Genomic DNA, 20,238 nt, shown 5'->3' with positions numbered 1-20,238 from the left:
AAGGAGCCCGCCCAATGGCAACATCAACCGAACCTACGAGGACCAGGACTCCTATCGCCCGGGTCGTCGGCGCCAGCCTGATCGGTACCACCGTGGAGTGGTACGACTTCTTCCTGTACGGCGTCGCCGCGTCCGTCGTCTTCGGCGACCTGTTCTTCCCCAAGGGCGAACAGCTCACCGGTACGCTGCTCAGCTTCGCCACCTTCGCCGTCGGCTTCTTCGCCCGGCCGATCGGTGGCGTCGTGTTCGGCCACTTCGGCGACCGGCTGGGCCGCAAGAACCTGCTGGTGCTGTCGCTGCTGATGATGGGTGCGGCGACGTTCGCGATCAGCCTGCTGCCGACGTACGCGCAGGTCGGAGCGCTGGCGCCGGTGCTGCTCACCGTCCTGCGGCTCATCCAGGGCTTCGCGCTCGGCGGCGAGTGGGGTGGCGCGGTACTGATCGTCTCCGAACATGGTGATCCCAAGCGGCGCGGGTTCTGGTCGTCGTGGCCGCAGGCGGGTGCCCCGGCCGGTCAGCTGATCGCCAACGGTGTGCTGGCGGGGCTGGCGGCTTTCCAGAGCGACGCTGCGTTCGACAAGTGGGGCTGGCGGATCCCGTTCCTGCTGTCGGCGGTACTGGTCCTGGTCGGACTCTGGGTGCGGCTGCGGATCGAGGAGTCCCCGGTGTTCCGGGAGGCGCGGACCAAGCAGGAGCCGGCCGACAAGCTGCCGTTCGTCGAGGTGATCACGAAGTACCCGCGCGAGGTGCTGACCGCGATGGGCGCGCGGATGGCGGAGAACGTCAGCTACTACATCTTCACCATCGTGATCGCGACGTACGCGAAGGAGCATCTCCACCTGGGCAAGTCGTTCGCGCTGAACGCCGTCCTGATCGCCGCCGCGGTGCACTTCTGCGCGATCCCGTTGTGGGGCGCGCTCTCGGACCGGGTCGGGCGTAAGCCGGTCTACCTGTTCGGCGCGATCGGGGTCGGCGTCTGGGGATTCGTCTTCATCGCCCTGGTGGACACGAAGAACTTCGGGCTCGCGGTCCTCGCGGTCACCATCGGGCTGGTGCTGCACGGCGCGATGTACGGGCCGCAGGCATCGTTCTTCACCGAGCTGTTCGGTACCAGGGTCCGGTACTCCGGGGTGTCGGTCGGCTACCAACTGGCCTCCATCATCGCCGGTGGGCTGGCGCCGTTCATCGCGATCGCGCTGCTGAAGGCCTACGACTCCGGCTTCGCCATCTCCGTGTACGTCGCGGTCTGCGCGGTGATCTCGATCGTCGCGGTCCTCAGCTACGGCGAGACCCGCGAACGCGATCTGACCACGCTCTAGCCGACGGTGACATGATCCGTTGATGGAGGAGTTGCTACGACTGCTGGCCGATGATGCGCCGGGAAGCGAGCTCGCGCGGGCGGCTGGGTCCAACCAGGCCGCCCGCGATCTCGCGCTCCGGATCCGTGCCGGGATGGACGCGAGCAAGAAGCGCGAGACGGAGTTGTCGGCGCTGGTCGACGTCGCCCGCGAACTCGCCTCCGCCCGCGACCCCGGCGGCGTACTCGACACGATCGTCCACCGCGCGCGTACGCTGATCGGCACCGACGTCGCGTACCTGACCCTGTACGACGCTGCGCAAGGCGACACCTACATGCGAGCCACCGACGGGTCTGTCTCCGCCGCCTTCCAGCAGCTCCGGGTGCCGCTCGGCGCGGGGCTCGGCGGGCTGGTCGCGGAGACGCACAAGCCGTACTGGACGGCGGACTACCCCGGTGACCAGCGCTTCAGGCACACCTCCCGGATCGATGACGCGGTCGGCGAGGAGGGGCTGGTGGCCATCCTCGGTACGCCGCTGACGGTGGACGGCGCCTTTGTCGGCGTACTGTTCGCGTCCAACCGCACCCGCCGCCCGTTCAGCCGCGAAGAGGTCTCGCTGCTCGGCTCACTCGCCGCCCTGGCCGCAGTCACGCTGGTACAGGTCCGAGCCACCGCGGAGACCGCCGCCGCGCTCAAGCAGCTCTCGGTCGCCCACGCCGGTGTCGAGCACGCAGCCGCCGCACACGACCGCTTCGCCGAGATCGTCCTCTCCGGCGGCGACGTCGACGCCATCGCAGCCGCACTAGCCGAACTGCTGGCCGTCTGGGTCGTCCTAGTAGATGCCACCGGCAACGAACTGGCCCGGGCCGGCAAGCTGGACGGCGATCCTCTGGCTGGTGGCCAGCTAAAGCGTGGGCCGATGCCTTGGGCTGAGTCGCCGGCTTCGGGGCGGCTGACCCGGACCGGCGACTGCTGGGTGGTTGCTGCCACTGCCAAAGGCGAGCGCCTGGGCGCCTTGGTGATCGGGGGAGTCGACGAACTCTCCGGTGCCGACCAGCGGATCGTCGAGCGTGCCGCGGTGGTCACAGCACTCGTCCTACTCTTCCGTCGACAGGCAGCCGAGCAGTCCCAGCGTGCTCAAGCAGACATCCTCGCAGACACCCTCAGCGGTGCCACCGACCCGCGAGCACTAGCCGACCGCTTTCGCCTGCTGGGCAAGCAAAAAGAGCTCCCGAAGCAGGTGATCGTCGCAGTCTGCAGAGGCGACCATTCCGGAGTACTGGCCCGCCTGACAGCACCACTGGAGGAACGGCTCGCACTGGTCGGCCCGTACGCCGGGGACCTCGTCCTACTCATCGCCGACTCCGACGCCGTGAAGGTGGCGCAGGAGTTGAACGAGGCGGCCCGGCGTACGGGCGTCACCATCGCAGTGACCGGCCCCGCAGCCTGGGGAAGCGACGTCATCACTGTGCACCGCGAGGCGGCTCGGCTAGTCGCCACGATGCTGCGCCTAGGCAGGACCCGGCAGGCCGCAACCCCCGACGACCTCGGCCTAGCAGGCCTAGTCGGTGCCGCCCAGGTAGACGTGGCGACTCACGTGAATCACGTACTAGGCAAAGTCATCGAGTACGACCAACAGCGCGGTACCGACCTAATCGGCACCCTCCGCGCATACTTCGCCGCAGGCCAAAGCCCCACCCGCGCCGCCGAAGCCCTCCACGTCCACCCCAACACAGTCCAGCAACGCCTAGACCGAGTAACAGTCCTCCTAGCCCAAAGCTGGCAAGCCCCCGACCAAGCCCTAAACGTCCAAGTAGCCCTCCACCTCCTAGCCACCCTCCCCAACCCCACCTAGCAGCTGGTCGCGGCCTGGATGATCCGAATCGCCCAGGACAGGCCCTGACCGCCGGCCTCACGATCACCGGGTACCAAGCCAGGCCAGCGCGGCGAACAGTAATCCGGTACCGAGTTCCACCAGGGGATACCGGACGCTGATCGGCGTACCGCAGTCCGCGCAGCGGCCGCGCAGGATCAGCCAGCCGACGACCGGGAGGTTGTGCCGGGAGCGGATCGGAGTACCGCAGTGCGGACAGCGTGAGGCCGGCCGGACGATGGATTCGTGGCGTGGCACCCGATGGATCACGACGTTCAGGAACGAGCCCACGGCGACCCCCAGCAGCAGGGCGAGCACGACGATCATCACCGGTCCACCTCCTCGCCAGCGGGTCACACGAGCGGCCGGTGAGCGGTTGAAAGCACCTCTCCCGACCTCGCCGTCATCGACGGGCACACGCTAACCCGGTACGGGCTGGCGCGGCTCTACGAGAAGCTCGGCGTCTGCAATCGTGCCCAGGCGATCAGGTCCGCGCTGCGGCTCGGCCTGATCGAGCAGAGCTTGTCGGTGCTCGCCTGACCTCTATCTGTCGGCCGAAAGGCCGACACGCTGTCGGGTGAGTGGCCAGGAAAGTCGGGCGTTCACCCGCTGTGACGCGGGCCTCGCAGAGACGATTGTTTGACGCGGCAGCAAACGGCATCTGGGGGAAACAGCGTCGGTTTCGCGCGCCAGGGTCCAGGGGTCGGACTCTCGGTACGCCGGTCGATCTGTCGCGCGTTGCCGCGCCTGGAAGACCCTGTCTCCGTCGCCTGCCGGAGCATCTGCAAAGGAAAGCACCATGGAACACCGCCTTCGGGCCGCCGTCCCGGCCGCCCGAACAGTCCACCGCGCCTCGAACCACCGAGCCACCCGCCGCGTCCACCGCCGTGCCCGAGAGCTGACGCAACGGAAGAAGAACGAGTCCGGCTTCACCCTGATCGAGCTGCTGATCGTGATCGTCATCCTCGGTGTGCTGTCCGGCATCGTGGTGTTCGCCGTCAGCGGGATCCAGGATCGTGGCAACGCTGCCGCATGCAAGACCGACAAGAAGACCGTGCAGGTCGCCGTCGAGGCGTTCTACGCCAAGAACGGCGTCTATCCGGCCGCCGGCGATCCCGGCTGGCTCCAGCTCACGGTCGGGGTCGACCAGTTGCTTCGCGACAAACCGACCGGCACCGGCTACGCGATCACCCTTGGCGTGAACGGCCTCGTCACCGCGACCGGCGCCTGTACCTGATCGATATTCCGCCCCTCCCGCGCACCTCACGGCGCGGCGGCGGGTGGACCGGCTCGGAGGAGGGCCGGTCCATCCGCTGAGGGCTACCGCAGTACCGCCCAGGCCCGAGCTGCAGCTCGAGCAGCACCACCGAGAAGAGCTGGCGACACGGCCCGTCGTACCGGGTCGCCATCGGCCTACCGGTTGTCCTCGCAACCGGTAGGCATCTCTCGAAGGGGCGGTCCCCATCGATCTGACGGTATCGATTTGAAGGGATCCGATGAAAGTTCCCGTGCCGGGCAGCCGGGTGGACCTGCTGCTCGAAGAACTCTGGAACGCCGGCGGCACCGACCTGCTTCTGACAGTGGGGATGGCGCCGCAGTTGCGCGTCCACGGCGTACTGCGCCCGGTCGCCGACCGCACCCCGTTGACCCGGACCGACACCGACAACCTGCTGGCCGAGATGCTCAACCCGCACCGGTCGAACGTCTGGCAGACCACGTACGAGCACGACTTCTCGTTCTCCTGGCGGCAGAGTGCCCGGATCCGCGCGAACGCGTTCACCCAGCGCGGCGACACAGCCCTTGCCCTGCGCATCATTCCGCGCAGCATCCCGACCATGTCGGAGCTCGGCCTGCCGGCCGCGATCGGCAAGTTCGCCCAGCTGCACCAGGGGCTCGTCCTGGTCACCGGCCCGACCGGTTCGGGCAAGTCGACGACGCTCGCCGCGGTGATCCACCAGATCAACACCGACCGGGCCTGTCACATCATCACCATCGAGGACCCGATCGAGTACGTGCACGAACACCGCCGCTCGGCGGTCAACCAGCGCGAAGTGGGTAGTGACACGGCATCGTTCCCAGACGCCCTGCGCGCCGCCCTGCGCGAGGACCCCGATGTCCTGCTGGTGGGCGAGATGCGCGACCTGGAGTCGATCCGGTTCGCGCTGACGATCGCCGAGACCGGCCACCTCGTCTTCGCCACCCTGCACACCAACGACACCGCGCAGTCGCTGGCCCGCATCATCGACGTCTTCCCGGCCGAGCAGCAGTCCCAGGTCCGGGTGCAGTTGAGTGCCGCGCTGAGCGGGGTCGTGTACCAACGCCTGATCCCGCGGACGGGTGGCGGCATGGTCGCCGCGTTCGAGCTGATGATCGCCAACGCGGGTATCCGCAACCTGATCAAGGAGGGCAAGACGCACCAGCTGCGCAACGCGCTCGTCACCGGGCGCCGCGAAGGCATGATCACGCTCGAGCAGTCGCTGTCGGCGCTGCTCCAGTCCGGCGAGATCTCGTACGCCGATGCCGTCTCGCGCTGCGCGTATCCCAAAGAACTCGAAGTCCGGCCGAGGACAGGAGTGGGACTCAAACCATGAAGCATCGCGGACGGGGAACCGCGCCACTGGCGCAGCAGGCCGCAGACAACCAGTACCCGAAGGACAGTGCGCTCGCCGGTATCGCCGAGCGGGTGAAAGCGTTCCAGGCAAGGCATCTGACGCCGGACGACGTCACCGTCGAGAACGAGGACGCGCCGGTCGTCCAAGTGGTCCAGCTGATCATCACGCAGGGCCTGCGCGATCGCGCCTCCGACATCCACATCGAGCCGCACGACGACCGGGTGCGGGTGAGGTACCGGGTGGACGGCGCGCTGCGGGACAAGATCGAGCTGCCGGGCGCGATCGGGCCCGCCGTCATCAGCCGGATCAAGGTGCTTGCCGATCTCAACATCATCGAGCGCCGCCGCTCCCAGGACGGCCAGATCCGGATGCGGATCGAGGAGCGCGACGTCGACATCCGCGTCTCCACCACGGCCGTGGTCGGTGGTGAGAAGGCGGTACTGCGTCTGCTCGACAAGAGCCGGCCGCTGTTCCGGCTGGAGCAGCTGGGGATGCCGCCGGATCTGGCCGAGCGGTACTCGACGCTGCTGCGTACGCCGTACGGGATGGTCATCTGTGCCGGGCCGACCGGGAGCGGCAAAACGACGACGCTGTACGGCTCGCTGAGCGAGATCGACACCCCCGAGCGCAACATCATGACGATCGAGGATCCGGTCGAATACTCCTACGCCTCGATCAACCAGATCCAGATCAACGAGGCCGCCGGGATCACCTTCGCGGCCGGGCTGAAGTCGATCCTGCGGCAGGACCCCGACGTGATCCTGGTCGGCGAGATGCGCGATGCCGAGACGGCCCGGATCGCGGTGCAGTCCGCGCTGACCGGGCACTTCGTGCTGTCGTCGGTGCACGCGACCGATACCGCGACGGCGCTGCATCGCCTGCTGGACATGGGGATCGAGACGTTCCTGGTCGCGTCGTCGGTGAGCGCGGTGATTTCGCAGCGGCTGATTCGGCGGATCTGCCTCAACTGCCGCGAGTACTACGAACCGCCCGCGCCCGAGGTCGCGTTTCTCCGGAGTACCGGGATCGGGGTGCCGGTCGGCGGGCTCGTCCGTGGCGCCGGGTGCGAGCAGTGCGCCGGTACCGGCTACTTGGAACGTACCGGGGTGTACGAGCTGATGCCGGTCAGCGACACGATCCGCGAGCTCGTCGTCGAGCGCGCGCCACTCGCCGAGATCCGCAAAACCGCTTGCTACGAAGGGATGCGGACACTTCAGGAGGAGGGCGCGCGACTGGTCCAGGCCGGCGTCACGACCGTCGCCGAAGTGGTCCGCTCGATCTACACGGTGGGGATGCAATGACGCGGTACTCCTACGTCGCGATGGAACCCAGCGGCAAGACCAAGCGCGGTACGACCCGCGCCGACACCCGGGAGGACGCCGAGCTGGCCCTCTACGAGCGTGAACTGCGCAACATCCGGCTGACCGAGAAGCCCGGGCTGCTGAAGATCGAGCTCACCGCCAAGCGGGTCAAACGCGAGGAGGTGATGCACCTGACCCGGCAGCTCGGCGCGTTCGTGTCGGCCGGGATGCCGTTGACGGAGTCGGTGCACACGCTCGGGCGCGAGTCGGGCAACCTGACCGTCCGGCGGATGATGTACGAGGTCGAGGACGGGCTGCGCGACGGCGAGAAGCTGTCGGACTGCTTCGACCGGCATCCGCGGATCTTCCCGGAGTACTACCGCGGGATTCTGCGCTCGGCCGAGCTGAGCGGCCGGCTCGACACCGTACTGGCGCAGCTCGCCCGGTATCTCGAGCGTGATCTGGAGGCGCGCCGGCGGATCAAGCAAGCGATGATCTATCCGTCCGTCGTCGCCGGGATGTCGCTGGTGACGATGGTGGTGCTGGCCGGCTTCGTGCTGCCGCGGTTCAAGGAGTTCTTCAACAGCCTGGGTGCTGAGCTGCCGCTGCCGACGCGGATCCTGCTGGGGATCACGGACTTTCTCACCCAGTTCTGGTGGGTGCTGATGATCGGCGCCGGGTTGATCATCCTGACTCTTGTCTACGTGCTGAGCACACCGCCTGGCCGGTATCTGCGCGATCGGCTGTTCCTCGCGTTGCCGGTGGTAGGGGCGACGGTTCGCTTCGCTTTGGTGGAACGGTTCTGCCGCATTCTCTCGTCGATGGTGGCCGCTGGGGTTCAGCTGCCGCAGGCTTTGCGGATCGCCACCGGGTCCCTGCCCAACCGGGTGTTCCGGCGGGCGCTGGCCGGGGTGATGGCATCGATGCTCGCCGGCGAAGGGCTGGCTCGGCCGTTGGCGTCGACGGGGTTGTTCCCTGGTACCGCTGCTCAGATGCTGCGAGTGGGGGAGGAGACGGGGACGCTGGATCGGCAGTTGGAGGTGACTGCGCAGTACTACGAGGGCGAGCTCGACTACAAGCTGAAGAAGCTGATCGGGTTGTTCGAGCCGTTGGTGATCATCGTGATGGGCCTGGTCGTCGGGTTCGTCGCGATCGCCCTGGTCTCGGCGATGTACGGCGTCTTCCGGCAGGTGCAGGGCTGATGCGTTCGCAGCGGGGCGAGAGCCTGCTCGAGTTGGTGGTGGCGATCGCCTTGATGGGGGTGGCGATCGTGGCGGTGATGTCCGGGCTGACCACGACGGTGTTGCTCTCCGACGTCCAGCGCAAGGAGGCGACCGCGGCTTCGACGGTGCGCAACTACGCCGAGGCGCTCCAGCAGTTTGTTGCTGATGGCCACTATGTTGCCTGCGCCAACGCGGGGTCGTACGTGGTACCGGGCTTCGCGCCGCCGACTGGCTTCACCGCGCGGGTCGTCCCCGGATCCGTCCTGTACTGGACCGGCGCCTTGTGGCTACCCCTCTGCCTCCCCGATCGCGGCGTCCAGAAGCTACGAGTCAAGGTGGACAGCACGGACGGACGGGCGTCGGAGTACCTGGACGTCGTACTCCGGAAGCCTTGTGGGGTGGATGATCCGCCGTGCACCTGAAGCGTGACGAGCGAGGCTTCACCCTGGTCGAGCTGCTGATCACGATCGCGCTGATGGGCGTGGTCGGGCTCGCGCTGTCCGACCTGGTCATCAGCGCGCTCAAGGAGATGAGCGCGACGTCCGATCGGCTCGACGTGTCGCAGGACGAGCAGCTCGGCGCGGTCTACTTCTCCCGGGACGTCGCGGCGTACGGCCTGCGGGACTACGGTGCGGCGGTCGGCGGGGGTTCGCTGCCGTTCAAGCCGTCGATCCAGCTCGATGCGGCCGACGACGCCGGCGGCACGACCTGCGGTCCGGTCCCCGTCTCGGTCCTGCGCCTGCTCTCGGACAACTGGGACCTGTCAGTCGTCCCGCCAGTACGCCGTACCGCTGTGGTCGCGTACTACCTCAAGCCCGTCGACGGGGTGCTCGAGCTGCACCGAGCGAGGTGTGTCGGCTCTAGCACCCCGTCGTCGGATGTCCGGCTGTCCGGGAGCGTCAAACCCGGCAGCGTGTCCGTGACCTGCTCAACACCGTGTACTGCGGAAGTCGCGCCGCTGTCCGTGACGCTGCGGTACGTAGCGACCAAGCCGTCCAGTGGCGAACAGCAGGTCGTGTTGAGCGGCCTGCGGAGGCAGTCATGAGCCGGGCTCGGGACGAGCGTGGGTCGTCGCTGTTGATGGTGCTCGTCGTGATCACTGTGGTGGCACTGGCGTTGTCCGCACTCCTGACGAGGTCGGATGCGGCGCAGAAGGTGACCGACAGCCTGCGGAAGGATGCAGCCTCGTCGTACGTGGCGGACGGAGCCATGCAGGCGGCGATCAACAACCTCCGCAACAGCACCTACAACGGCGAGCCCGGCCAGCACTGCTTCGGCCTCTCGGACACCCTGTCGCTACTGGCCTTCGACGGCCTCAACCCGGTCGCTGTGACGTGCCAGCCGGATCCCAAGCAAGCAGTGGTCCAGTGCCAGACGGCATCCGCCTGCAACCGCCCGGACAACGCCATCCTCGCCCTCAGCACCATCCCTGGGGAGGCAGCGATCTCCGTGGCTCAGCCGGCCGGCTCGACCTTCCGCATCCATGGCAAGGTCTTCTCGAACTCCAGCATCGACGTCACCGCAGGCACGCTGTCAGCCAGCGGCACCCTCTCAGCCCGAGGCCTGTGCTCCGCCGGCGTCCTGGCCCCCCTCTGCGGCCTAGGCGGCACCACCCAGTCAGCACCCGCCTACGACCCCGCGGTCACCACCGTCCCCGCCCACCGCTCTCTACCGCCTTGCACCACCCCCAACTCCCTAGTCACCTTCACCCCCGGCTACTACGACGACGCAGACGCCCTGAGCAAGATGATGGCCACCACCAGCCCGTGCCACCACAGCACCTGGTGGTTCAAGCCAGGCGCCTACTACTTCGACTTCCACAACACCGCCAACCCACTCCTGTCCGGCACCGACACGTGGACGATGGCAGCGGGCACCCTCGTAGCAGGCACCCCCACAAACCCAGCCGGGGCGGCCATCCCCGCCCCACCGGTCCCCGCTCCCATCCCCGGCGCCTGCGCCTCCCCGACGGGCGGCGCGGCCGCTGGAGGGGGCGTGCAGTTCATCTTCGGTGGGGATAGTCGACTGGCGGTTGACGGTGGCAAGGCCGAGCTTTGCGGCACCTACTCAGCTAGCAAGCCGCCGGTTGCCGTCTACGGGCTCACCAGTGGGGCGGAGACTGTCAGCAGCGATGTGCTCAAGCCGACGGCGGTCAGCTTGCTCAGCAAGTTTGGGTTGTCGGCGACACCAGCGCGTCTGGGGGCAGTGGATGGTGTCGCGGCCAGCTGGAAGAGCACGGTGGCGAACGAGAGCGCCGGTGTCACTTTGAGCGGCTACAACCAGGCCGGTGCGATCCCAGTCGGCTCCGTGCTCGAATCCGCCGACCTGAAGATCACCCACCGGCACAGCGACCCGCTCACGACCGACAAGCTCGACCTCTCGGTCGACATCGGCCCCGGCACGCCGATCACCGCCTCGGTCACCGGTCGGCCGGGCGGACCGGCGTACGGGGTGACAACGATTCCACTCGACGCCTCCCGCACCGGCGATCTGGCCCGCGCGGTGTACGGCGGAACGTTCACCAGCGCCTCGATCGCGCTCACCGCCGGCCTCACCACCAAGGACGACACCGAAGACATCGATGCCATTCAGATCGAGCTCAACTACCGGGAACCCTCATTCCGTAAGGGAAACGGCTGCGTGACGGACGGCCCGTATCCGACGAACGGCTGTGCCCTGATCTCCGGCAACGTTGCCGTCAACGGCACCGTTTACGCCCCGGAAGCCGCGCTGGATCTCACCTCGGCCGGCGGAAATCGCCCTTTGGTCGAAGCTGGTGTGGTGATTCGTGCTTTGCGGGTTTCGATAACGGGAAGTCTCAGTGGTGTGGCGATCGATTTGCCGGACGTTTCACCCGGGTTCACCTTCGGGCTGCACCTGTCCGTCTATCTCTGCCCGGGCGCGCTGCTCTGCGGGCCTGGCGGACGACCGGCACTGCAAGCCAAGATCGGCCTCGTCGACGCCGATCCGTCGTCGCCCGATGCCGGGCGGCGGAAGGTGACCGTGCTCGGCTGGTGGCGGCCTGGCTGATGGGGGTTCTGACACGCTCGTGGGTGCACTCGGTGGTCGGGGGAGAAGAAGCAATGAGTGATCAGGTCAAGGTCGTCGTCGTGGACGGCCACACACTGGTCAGGTTCGGCCTGGTCGAACTTGTCGTGCAGGAAGCGGACCTGGAGATCGTCGGCGAGACAGGGCTGGGCGCGGACGCGCTGGCGATCGTGGCGACCAGCAAGCCGGACGTCCTGGTCCTGGACGCCGTCCTGCCGGACCTGGACGGCCTGGAGATGGCTCGCGAGTTCCGGTACAAGTACCCCGATCTGGGCATCGTGCTGTTGGCCTCGGACGGCAGGGACGACGTTCTCTTCCAAGCGCTCGAATCAGGGGTCTCGGCCTTCGTCACCAACACGGCACCGATCGAGGAGGTGCTCGCGGCGATCCGGCATGCAGCAGTAGCCGCCACCAGCTTCACCGCGACCGGCCTGGCTCCCGCGATGGCCAGGCGCGACCAACCCCAAGCACAGCCGCTACTGAGCCCCCGCGAGGCCGAGGTGCTCTCGTTGCTCGGCCAGGGGCTCTCGGTACGCGCGATAGCCACCTCGCTCTGCGTCAGCCTCTCGACGGCCAAGACCTACGTGGCCCGGCTCTACGAGAAGCTCGGAGCCTCCAACCGTGCCCAGGCGATCATGCATGCCCTGAAGCTCGGCCTGCTCGAGTCGTTGTAGGTCCCGGAGAGCTACTCTCAGCCGGTGACTGACCGCCGAGTAGTCGTACTAGTCGTTCCGGCAGCCGGTACCTGGGCTCCGCCGGGGCGTACGGCCGACGCTTGGCGGTTGGCGCTGGCGGAGGACACATACGAAGTACTGGCTTCTCTTGATCGCGTGGACGTCGCAGTAGCCGTCGTGGGCGGAGATGACGCTGCACTGGCTGCGGTTGCTGCTCTTACCTGGCCTGGTACTCCCGTGTACTCGGTTGACCCCGCGCGGCCGGTGCTGGACGCAGTCGATCAGGCCGGCACCGCTGCGGCGGTTGTAGCCGTCAGTTTCGACGTACCGGATCTGCCTGGGCTCCTGATCGGCAAGCTGTTCCGCGCACTCGGTTCGGCCGACCTGGCCGTCACGCCTGCCGAGGACGGCTCCCTCGCCGCCATCGGCATCAAGCTCCCCGTGGCGTCCTGGATCGCGGATGCCGCTCCGGCCTTCGACACTCCGCTGGCGGAACTCGAGAGTCTCAAGCCCCGCCGTCACGCGATCGGAATCGGCCCTGGTTGGCACCGGCTGCGATCGAATGCTGACTTGGCGCGACTGGATCCGGGCCTCGAAGGCTGGGATGCGACCAGATCCCTACTTCGTGGTGCTTGAGCCGTCACCTTCTTGCAAGTGGCTCGTTTTCCCAGGCAGCGGGGACATGGGGGAATTTCCACGGGGACCAAGGGGGCCGTCGTCGTAACCGGCTGTCGGTGCCGTTCAGGGGCGGTGCTACCGGCAGTCGGGGAAGGGGGGAGCGACGACGGCCCACACCCAGACAGACGTGTGCGGGCCGGCCTACAGGGACCGGCCCGCACACCCTGACTTCAGGCGTAGGCCCGGCGCACCAGGTCGGAGACAGCGTGGTCGAGATCCGCAGGTAGGTCCTCGACACCGAACCACGCCAGATCGTGCGACTCCTCGCTCACCACGTACGTCGTTCCCGCCGCGGCCGTCACCCGGAACTGGACGTCCAGGTGAAAGGTCCCTCGGCAGCCGCCGGCCGTGATCTCATGGCGCGACAGCTGCAGTGGCTGCGGATCGATCCGCAACCCGGTCAGCCCGGACTCCTCGGTCGCCTCCCGTAGCGCGGCGGTCGACAACGTCGTGTCGCCCGGCTCGCAGTGCCCACCGAGCTGCAGCCATCGGTTGACGACTCCATGCAGGGTCAGCAGCACCCTCGGCGCGGACGGATCCACCACCAGGGCACTGGCTGTCAGATGTTCCGGGCGCGAGGACCGCCACATCCCGTCCTCGTGCCCGGCCAGGTACTTCAGATAGTGCTCCCGCAGTTCCGCCTGCGCGGCATCCGGTGGATCCCAGCCAGTCAGTACTGCGGTCGCATCAGCGTGCAAGCTCACTTGTCGTCTGAACCAGAGCCCTTGTCCTCGGGAGCCCCGCCGTCGTCCTCACCCAGGAAGTCGGTGATGTCGATGTCGGCCAGCTCGCCCGCGTGCTGAGCGAACCCGATCGGGTCGTCCAGGTCAGACGCGCTCGGCAGCAGATCCGGGTGCGACCACAGCTCGTCGCGTCCATCGGTCCCACGGGCATCCCGCACTGCGGCCCACAGGTTCGCCGCATCGCGCAGTCGCCGGGGCCGGAGCTGCAGCCCGACCAGGGTGGCGAAGGTCTGCTCCGCCGGACCACCGGCCGCGCGACGCCGGCGTACGGTCTCTGCGAGCTGTACTGCCGACGGCATCCGGTCCTTGGTCGCCTCGCGGACGACGTCGTCGACCCAGCCCTCGACCAGCGCGAGTGCCGTCTCGAGCCGGACCAGCGCCGCCTTCTGCGCCTCGGAGTCCTCGGGCTCGAACAGGCCGCCCTGGAGAGCCTCCTGGATCGCCTCCGGGTTCTGCGGGTCGATCTCGGACATCGCCCGCTCGATCTTGCCGCTGTCGACCTCGATCCCCGACGCGTAGTCGGCCACCGCGGCGAACAGGTGCTGGCGCAGCCACGGCACCCCGGCGAACAGCCGCTGGTGCGCGCACTCGCGCAGGGCGAGGTACAGGCGGACGTCCTCGTCGGTGAGCCCCAGGCCCTCGGCGAACTTCGCCACGTTGTCCGGGATCAGTACAGCCTGGCCGGCTGGGCCTAGCGGCAGGCCGATGTCGGACGAGCTGACCACCTCACCGGCGAGCTCACCCAGTGCCTGACCGACCTGGGCGCCGAAGATCGAGCCGCCGAGCTGGCGGAGCATGCCGCCCATCGGTCCGGCCATCTGCTGCGCCTCCGCGGGCAGGGCGCCGCCCATCGCCCCGGCGACGTGCTCCGCGACCGGGTCGACGACGGTCTGCCAGACCGGCAGGGTGTTCTCGACCCACTCCGCCCGGCTCCAGGCCGCTGACGTGGCCGATGCCTCGGGCAGGGTGGTCGCAGGGTCCAGCCAGTGCTCTGCCAGCCGTACTGCGTCCGCGACCCGCTCGTTGTCCGTCGGGGTGACGGAGCGGTCCCCGGCAGCCGAGACGGTCTTGCGGGCGATGTCCTTGGCCAGGTCCCAGTTCACCGGCTTGCCGTCGCCCGAACCGCTGAGCAGCTGCTGGACCTGCGCGAAGATCGCGTTGAGGTCCATGCCGTCAGCGCCACCCGGGCCGGCCGCGCCGGAGAACTGCTGGAACATGGCCTCGAACGGAGTTCCCTTGAACGGGTTGTCCGGTTCGTCGCTCATCGGAGTGGGCCTTCCTGTGCAGGTGGGGCGTACTACTCCAACGTACTGGTTCCCCGGTTCCGTTCCTCCAGAGGCGAACGGATTACCGTAGTCAGGCGTACGCCAGCGCTGGTGCGACCGTGTAGACAGTATGGTGCGCGCAGAGAGTAAGGACCGATCATGACCGAGACCATCAGGCTGCTGGACATCCGCGAGACCGCGCTGTCCAGCGACGAGGTGCTGGCCGCGATCGCCGACCCCACAGCCGGCGGTACGGCGCTGTTCCTCGGTACCGTCCGCAACCACGACCACAACCTCTCGGTCGACGAGCTCACCTACGAGGCTCACCCGGAGGCGCTCAAGCATCTCCGCGTGGTGGCCGAGCGGGTCTGCGAGAACCCCGCCGTGACCGCCCTGGCGGCCGTGCACCGTACCGGCGTACTGGCCGTCGGAGACATCGCTGTCATCGTCGCCGTGGCCGCCGCGCACCGCGATGTCGCCTTCGCCGCCTGCCGTCAGCTGATCGACGAGCTGAAGGCGGAGGTCCCGATTTGGAAACAGCAACGCTTCGCCGACGGTGCGAGCGAGTGGGTCGGTAGTTGTTGACCCGTACGCTGGGCGCATGAAGGTGGCCGGATGAAGGTCTTGGCGTGGCTGGCGTTCCCGCTGGTCGCCACCGCCCTGGCGATGTGCTGGGCGGCATGGCGCGGGCGGAGTCGCGGTCCCCGCCGGTCCTCTGGCGCCTTCGCGTCGGTGGAGGACTTCCGCCGGTTCAACGAGGCGGTGGCAGCACCCAGTCCTCGATCCACCCCAGAGCCGCGCCGTGGGCTGCGCGGTCTCTTCCGGAAACTCAAGATCGCAGGGCAGGGTTCGTGACACGTCGTACCGCCACGCTGGTCACCTCGATCGTCGTGCTCCTCCTCACCCTCGGACTGGTCACCGTCTTCCCGGTGCCGTTCGTCTCGTTCAGCCCCGGCCCGGTGAAGAACACCCTGGGCGAGGCGAAGGGCAAGCCGGTGATCGAGATCACCGGCCACGAGACCTTCCCGACCACCGGCGAGCTGGACCTCACCACGGTGAGCGTCACCTCGCCGGACCGTGAGCTGACCCTGCCGCAGGCGATGCGCAACTGGCTCGACCCGCACCACGACCTGTTCCCGCGCGACATCATCTATCCGCCGGAGCAGAGCGCCGACGAGGTCGAGCAGCAGAACACCGCCGAGATGACCGGCTCGCAGGACAGCGCCGTCGCGGCCGCGCTGCAAGAGGCCGGCGTGCCGTTCAAGCCGAAGGTCTCGACAGTCGCGGAGAAGAGCCCGGCCGACGGCAAGCTCAAGCCCGGCGACATCGTGCTGAAGGTCGACGGCACCACGCCGACGCAGGTGCCGCAGGTCGGCGAGCTGGTCCGCAAGCACAAGGTCGGCGAGGACGTCAGCTTCCTGATCAGCCGCGGCGGCAAAGAGCAGACCGTCGTCCTGAAGACCGCCGCCACCCCGAGCGACAAGACCCGCCCGATGGTCGGCATCACGATCGGCGTCGAGTCGCCGGTCAAGGTCACGGTGAACCTCGGCCAGGACATCGGCGGGCCGAGCGCCGGTACCGCCTTCGCGCTGGCCATCTACGACAAGCTGACCGACGGCGACCTGCTGGCCGGTAAGCACATCGCCGGTACCGGCACCATCGACGCACTCGGCCAGGTCGGCGCGATCGGCGGCATCCAGCAGAAGATCGCGGGCGCCAAGAACGACGGCGCGACCGTCTTCCTGGTCCCGGAACCGAACTGCGAAGCCGCCCTGCACGCCGACGTGGACGGCATCCGCCTGGTGAAGATCACCACCCTGCACGAGGCGATCGGCGCATTGAAAGCACTGGCCAGTGGAACTGGAGACGTCCCGGCATGCACGAAGTAGGTCCTGACAGCAGCATCCCTTCAGACGCGCTCGGCCGGGCGGTGATCGAGATCGAGCGGCACGTCAGCAGCGCGGGCTGGGATCAGCCGGCGCAGCTGTTCGCCTTGGTTCCGACCGAGGACCTGCTCGCCGCCGAGCCGCAACTGGCCGCTGAGTTGGGCGCGGACGACGCGTCCCAGCCGCTCACTCCGGTCGCGCAGGGCGAGTTGCCCGGTGGCGACGACGAGCACCTGGCCGACGCGCTGGCCCGGATCGAGTGGCCGGACGGGGTGAGCGGCTGCGCGGTCGCGGTCGAGCGGATCGTGCTCCCGGCGTCGGTCGAGACCGGCCTGGCCGATGCCGAGTCCGACGCGGAACTCGCCCGGTTGGCGGGTTCGGATCCGCGGCGTCACGAAGTACGGATGGTGGCCGCTGTCCTGCGGGACGGGGACCGGTTCGGCGCCGTCCGGTTGCGCACGCACGACGAGGACAGCGCGGTACTCACCGGCGTCGACTTGGTCCCTACGCTTTGCCAAGTACTGTCATTGACATTCGAGCCGACGACTGCGGGTAGTCCTGGCTCTGTGCTCGGCGGTACGAGTGACAACGAGGAGAAGCTGCCATGAGTGACGGCGTCTACGACATGCCGGAGGAGCCGAGGCGGTCGCGGCGAACGCCCGGCCAGCGCCCGCGGGCTCTGCTGCCCACGATCGCCACCTTGATCGTGCTGCTCATCCTGTTCAGCGTCTTCACCGACGTGTGGACCCAGCGACTCTGGTTCCGGTCCCTCGACCTCGGTTCGGTGTTCAGCACCGTGCTCGGTACCAGGGTGCTGTTGTTCTTCGTGGTCGGCCTGCTGATGGCCGGCGCCGTCGTGGCGAACGTGATCGTCGCCTTCCGGACCCGGCCACGGGTCGCCCTCGCGCCGTCGCCCAGCCCGGGCTTCGAGCGGTACGGCGACCTGCTGCAACAGCGCGGCAAGATCGCCGTCGGCGTGCTCGCCACCCTGATGCTCGTCTTCGGCGGCTCGGCCGCGTCGGGGGAGTGGAAGGTCTTCCTGGCCTGGAAGAACCGGACCCCGTTCGGTGTCGCCGACAAGCACTTCGGCAAGGACATCTCGTTCTTCGTCTTCGACTACCCGTGGCTGCGCGTCCTGCTCGGCTTCGGCTACTCGATCGTCCTGCTCTCGCTCGTCGCCGCGATCATCACGCACTACCTGTACGGCGGCTTCCGCCCGTCGGCGAAGGGGCAGAAGGCTTCCGGCGCCGCACAGGTGCAGTTCTCGGTGCTGCTCGGACTGCTGGTCCTGCTGAAGGCGTTCAGCTACTGGCTCGACCGCTTCGGGCTGGCCACCTCCGACAGCAGGCTCTTCACCGGTATCTCCTACACCGGAGACAACGCGGTCCTGCCCAGCAAGGAGATCTTGGCCGTCATCGCGGTGATCTGTGCCGGCCTCTTCTTCGCCAACGTGGTGCGGAAGACGTGGCTCCTGCCGGGCGTCGGCACCGTAGTACTGGTGTTGTCGGCGATCCTGCTCGGCGCCCTGTGGCCGGCTGCTCTGCAGCAGTTGCGGGTCCGCCCGAGCGAGCCGGTGAAGGAAGCTTCGTACATCACCAAGAACATCGAGGCGACCCGCCAGGCCTACGGTCTGGAGAAGACCAAGGTCATCAACTACGAGGCGAAGACGCAGGCCACCTCGGAGCAGCTCGTCGCGGACGCCGGTGTGCTGCCGGGCATCCGGCTGATCGACCCGAGCGTCGTCGGCCCGACCTTCGAGCAGTTGCAGCAGGTCCGCGGCTTCTACGCCTTCCCGACCGACCTGGACGTCGACCGGTACAAGATCGGCAAGGAGACCCGCGACACCGTGATCGCGGTCCGCGAGGTCGAGATCGACCGGCTGCCGGCCGGTCAGCGCAACTGGAACAACGACCACACCGTCTACACCCACGGCTACGGCGTCGTCGCCGCGAACGGCAACCAGCGCAAGACGGACGGTACGCCGGTCTGGTCGGAGCAGGACCTGCCGCCGGTCGGCCAGCTGGGCGACTACGAGCCGCGGATCTACTTCGGCGAGCAGTCCCCGAACTACTCGATCGTCGGTGGCGCGAAGGGCTCCTCGGCGGTCGAGCTGGACACGCCGGAGGGCAAGGACGGCGGCCCGCCCACGCTGAACACCTACACCGGCAAGGGCGGCGTCTCGCTCGGCTCGTTCGGCAACAAGTTGCTCTACGCCACCAAGTTCCGGGACGCGAACATCCTGCTGTCCAGCCGGGTGAACAGCGACTCGAAGATCCTGTACGACCGCACCCCGCGCGAGCGGGTCCAGAAGGCCGCTCCGTGGCTGACCCTGGACGGCGACCCGTACCCGGCCGTCGTCGACGGCCAGGTGGTCTGGATCGTCGACGGTTACACCACGTCGGGCAACTACCCGTACTCGCAGAAGGTCGCGCTGGACGACAGCACCCGGGACACCACCACGGGCCGCGGTACGGTCGCCTCGCAGCCGAGCGAGGAGATCAACTACATCCGCAACTCGGTCAAGGCGGTCGTGAACGCCTTCGACGGTTCGGTCGACCTGTACGCGTGGGACGAGAGCGACCCGCTGCTGAAGACCTGGATGAAGGCGTTCCCGAACACGGTCAAGCCGCGCTCGGACATCTCGCCCGCGCTGATGCAGCACCTGCGCTACCCCGAGGACATGTTCAAGGTGCAGCGCGACCTGCTCGCGAAGTACCACGTCACCGACTCGACCACCTGGTACCAGAACAGCGACCTGTGGCGCGTCCCGGCCGACCCGACCGTCAGCCCTGGCGGTTCGGACTCGCCGACGCCGGACCAGCCGCCGTTCTACCTGTCGCTGCGGATGCCGGACCAGACCGACACGAAGTTCTCGCTGACCTCGGTCTACGTGCCGAACGCCCAGCGGGAGAACCTGACCGGCTTCCTGGCGGTCGATTCCGAGGCCTCGTCGCCGGACTACGGCCAGTTCAGAATTCTGAAATTGCCGGGCAACGTGCAGATACCTGGTCCTGGGCAGGTCTCGAACAAGTTCCAGACCGACGAGAGCATCCGGCTGGCGCTGCTACCGATCAACCAGCCATCCAGCGGCGCCAGAGCCCAGTTCGGCAACCTGCTGACGCTGCCCTTGGGCGGTGGTCTGCTCTACGTGCAACCGGTCTACTCGGTACGGACGAGCGGCCAGGGTAGCTATCCGGTACTCCGGTACGTGCTGGTCGGATTCGGAGATCGCGTCGCCTACGGCACGACTCTGAAGGAAGCCCTCGACAAGGTCTTCAACGCCAACGTCGACACCGGCGAGAAACCGCCGGGCGAGACCCCGACGACCCCACCGGCCAACCAGACGGTGAAGCAGGCACTGGCGGAGGCCCAAACCGCGTGGAACGCGGCCCAAGCAGCCCTGAAGACCGGCAACCTGGGCGAGTACCAGAAGCAACTCGACCTGGTAAAGGCCGCCCTCGACCGAGCAGTTGCCGCCGGCAACGCCCCGGTCACCAACCCAACGACTCCACCGTCTGGCACCCCCTCAACTCCAACAACCCCAACCAGCCCACCAACCTCCCCAACGGGCTGACAAAGCACTCCTGAACCGGGCGGTGGCACCTCATAGGTGCCACCGCCCGGTTCTTTTCCACAG

General features: G+C 67.9%; 19 protein-coding genes. 16 read left to right on the top strand and 3 right to left on the bottom strand.

From position 1 onward, the window contains the following. The first annotated feature begins 14 nt into the window (after positions 1-14). Both OHA70_RS01615 and OHA70_RS01610 read left to right on the top strand, forming a co-directional pair. Positions 15-1,319, top strand: a complete 1,305-nt coding sequence (locus OHA70_RS01615; RefSeq protein ID WP_328327695.1) for an MFS transporter — start codon at positions 15-17, stop codon at positions 1,317-1,319. A gap of 22 nt (positions 1,320-1,341) precedes the next feature. After that, positions 1,342-3,153 carry a helix-turn-helix domain-containing protein gene (locus OHA70_RS01610; protein WP_328327693.1) on the top strand — a complete coding sequence of 604 codons (1,812 nt, stop codon included), beginning with the start codon at positions 1,342-1,344 and terminating at the stop codon, positions 3,151-3,153. A 63-nt stretch (positions 3,154-3,216) separates the two neighbouring features. Here OHA70_RS01610 and OHA70_RS01605 read toward each other — a convergent pair whose 3' ends face one another. Further along, positions 3,217-3,498, bottom strand: a complete 282-nt coding sequence (locus OHA70_RS01605) for a prepilin peptidase (protein WP_328335017.1) — start codon at positions 3,496-3,498, stop codon at positions 3,217-3,219. A 472-nt stretch (positions 3,499-3,970) separates the two neighbouring features. On the opposite strand from OHA70_RS01605, the gene OHA70_RS01600 reads away from it, so the two are divergent. The 9 genes from OHA70_RS01600 (at position 3,971) to OHA70_RS01560 (ending at position 12,665) form a co-directional block, all read left to right on the top strand. Further along, positions 3,971-4,408: a type II secretion system protein gene (locus tag OHA70_RS01600; protein ID WP_328327691.1), complete on the top strand. Its 438-nt coding sequence runs from the start codon at positions 3,971-3,973 to the stop codon at positions 4,406-4,408. Positions 4,409-4,667: 259 nt separating this feature from the next. Beyond that, positions 4,668-5,762, top strand: coding sequence for a type IV pilus twitching motility protein PilT (locus OHA70_RS01595; RefSeq protein WP_328327689.1), 1,095 nt, complete (start codon positions 4,668-4,670; stop codon positions 5,760-5,762). Continuing rightward, positions 5,759-7,084, top strand: a complete 1,326-nt coding sequence (locus OHA70_RS01590; protein WP_328327687.1) for a GspE/PulE family protein — start codon at positions 5,759-5,761, stop codon at positions 7,082-7,084. The genes OHA70_RS01595 and OHA70_RS01590 overlap by 4 nt, the downstream gene beginning before the upstream one ends. Further along, the gene (locus OHA70_RS01585; protein WP_328327685.1) at positions 7,081-8,286 is read left to right on the top strand and encodes a type II secretion system F family protein; all 1,206 of its coding nucleotides are present in this window, start codon (positions 7,081-7,083) and stop codon (positions 8,284-8,286) included. Before OHA70_RS01590 ends, OHA70_RS01585 begins: the two co-directional genes overlap by 4 nt. Then, positions 8,286-8,729: a type II secretion system protein gene (locus OHA70_RS01580; protein ID WP_328327683.1), complete on the top strand. Its 444-nt coding sequence runs from the start codon at positions 8,286-8,288 to the stop codon at positions 8,727-8,729. Before OHA70_RS01585 ends, OHA70_RS01580 begins: the two co-directional genes overlap by 1 nt. Next, the gene (locus tag OHA70_RS01575; RefSeq protein ID WP_328327681.1) at positions 8,720-9,352 is read left to right on the top strand and encodes a PulJ/GspJ family protein; all 633 of its coding nucleotides are present in this window, start codon (positions 8,720-8,722) and stop codon (positions 9,350-9,352) included. The genes OHA70_RS01580 and OHA70_RS01575 overlap by 10 nt, the downstream gene beginning before the upstream one ends. Continuing rightward, complete coding sequence (locus OHA70_RS01570) at positions 9,349-11,337, top strand: hypothetical protein (protein ID WP_328327679.1); 1,989 nt, start codon at positions 9,349-9,351, stop codon at positions 11,335-11,337. The genes OHA70_RS01575 and OHA70_RS01570 overlap by 4 nt, the downstream gene beginning before the upstream one ends. Before the next feature lie 53 nt (positions 11,338-11,390). Continuing rightward, complete coding sequence (locus OHA70_RS01565) at positions 11,391-12,029, top strand: response regulator transcription factor (RefSeq protein WP_328327677.1); 639 nt, start codon at positions 11,391-11,393, stop codon at positions 12,027-12,029. Positions 12,030-12,053: 24 nt separating this feature from the next. Next, positions 12,054-12,665, top strand: a complete 612-nt coding sequence (locus OHA70_RS01560; RefSeq protein ID WP_328327675.1) for a DUF2064 domain-containing protein — start codon at positions 12,054-12,056, stop codon at positions 12,663-12,665. 212 nt (positions 12,666-12,877) lie between these two features. Here the strand turns inward: OHA70_RS01560 and OHA70_RS01555 are convergent, their stop codons facing one another. Together OHA70_RS01555 and OHA70_RS01550 are read right to left on the bottom strand one after the other, a co-directional pair. Then, positions 12,878-13,411: an NUDIX hydrolase gene (locus tag OHA70_RS01555; protein ID WP_328327673.1), complete on the bottom strand. Its 534-nt coding sequence runs from the start codon at positions 13,409-13,411 to the stop codon at positions 12,878-12,880. Then, on the bottom strand, positions 13,408-14,715 hold the full coding sequence (locus OHA70_RS01550) for a zinc-dependent metalloprotease (protein WP_328327671.1): 1,308 nt from the start codon (positions 14,713-14,715) through the stop codon (positions 13,408-13,410). Before OHA70_RS01550 ends, OHA70_RS01555 begins: the two co-directional genes overlap by 4 nt. Positions 14,716-14,874: 159 nt before the next feature. Here OHA70_RS01550 and OHA70_RS01545 point away from each other — a divergent pair, with 159 nt between their 5' ends. Genes OHA70_RS01545 through OHA70_RS01525 form a run of 5 tightly spaced genes read left to right on the top strand, consistent with a single transcriptional unit; the run spans position 14,875 to position 20,175 of the window. Then, positions 14,875-15,300 carry a molybdenum cofactor biosynthesis protein MoaE gene (locus OHA70_RS01545; protein WP_328327669.1) on the top strand — a complete coding sequence of 142 codons (426 nt, stop codon included), beginning with the start codon at positions 14,875-14,877 and terminating at the stop codon, positions 15,298-15,300. 30 nt (positions 15,301-15,330) lie between these two features. Next, positions 15,331-15,570: a hypothetical protein gene (locus OHA70_RS01540; RefSeq protein ID WP_328327667.1), complete on the top strand. Its 240-nt coding sequence runs from the start codon at positions 15,331-15,333 to the stop codon at positions 15,568-15,570. Then, positions 15,567-16,604: a YlbL family protein gene (locus OHA70_RS01535; RefSeq protein ID WP_328327665.1), complete on the top strand. Its 1,038-nt coding sequence runs from the start codon at positions 15,567-15,569 to the stop codon at positions 16,602-16,604. Before OHA70_RS01540 ends, OHA70_RS01535 begins: the two co-directional genes overlap by 4 nt. Continuing rightward, complete coding sequence (locus OHA70_RS01530) at positions 16,592-17,209, top strand: PPA1309 family protein (protein ID WP_328327663.1); 618 nt, start codon at positions 16,592-16,594, stop codon at positions 17,207-17,209. Before OHA70_RS01535 ends, OHA70_RS01530 begins: the two co-directional genes overlap by 13 nt. Next, positions 17,206-20,175, top strand: a complete 2,970-nt coding sequence (locus OHA70_RS01525) for a UPF0182 family membrane protein (RefSeq protein WP_328327661.1) — start codon at positions 17,206-17,208, stop codon at positions 20,173-20,175. The genes OHA70_RS01530 and OHA70_RS01525 overlap by 4 nt, the downstream gene beginning before the upstream one ends. The last annotated feature ends 63 nt before the right edge of the window (positions 20,176-20,238 follow it).

Source organism: Kribbella sp. NBC_00382 (assembly GCF_036067295.1).
Lineage (GTDB): Bacteria > Actinomycetota > Actinomycetes > Propionibacteriales > Kribbellaceae > Kribbella.
This window is presented reverse-complemented; position numbering and strand designations above follow the sequence as displayed.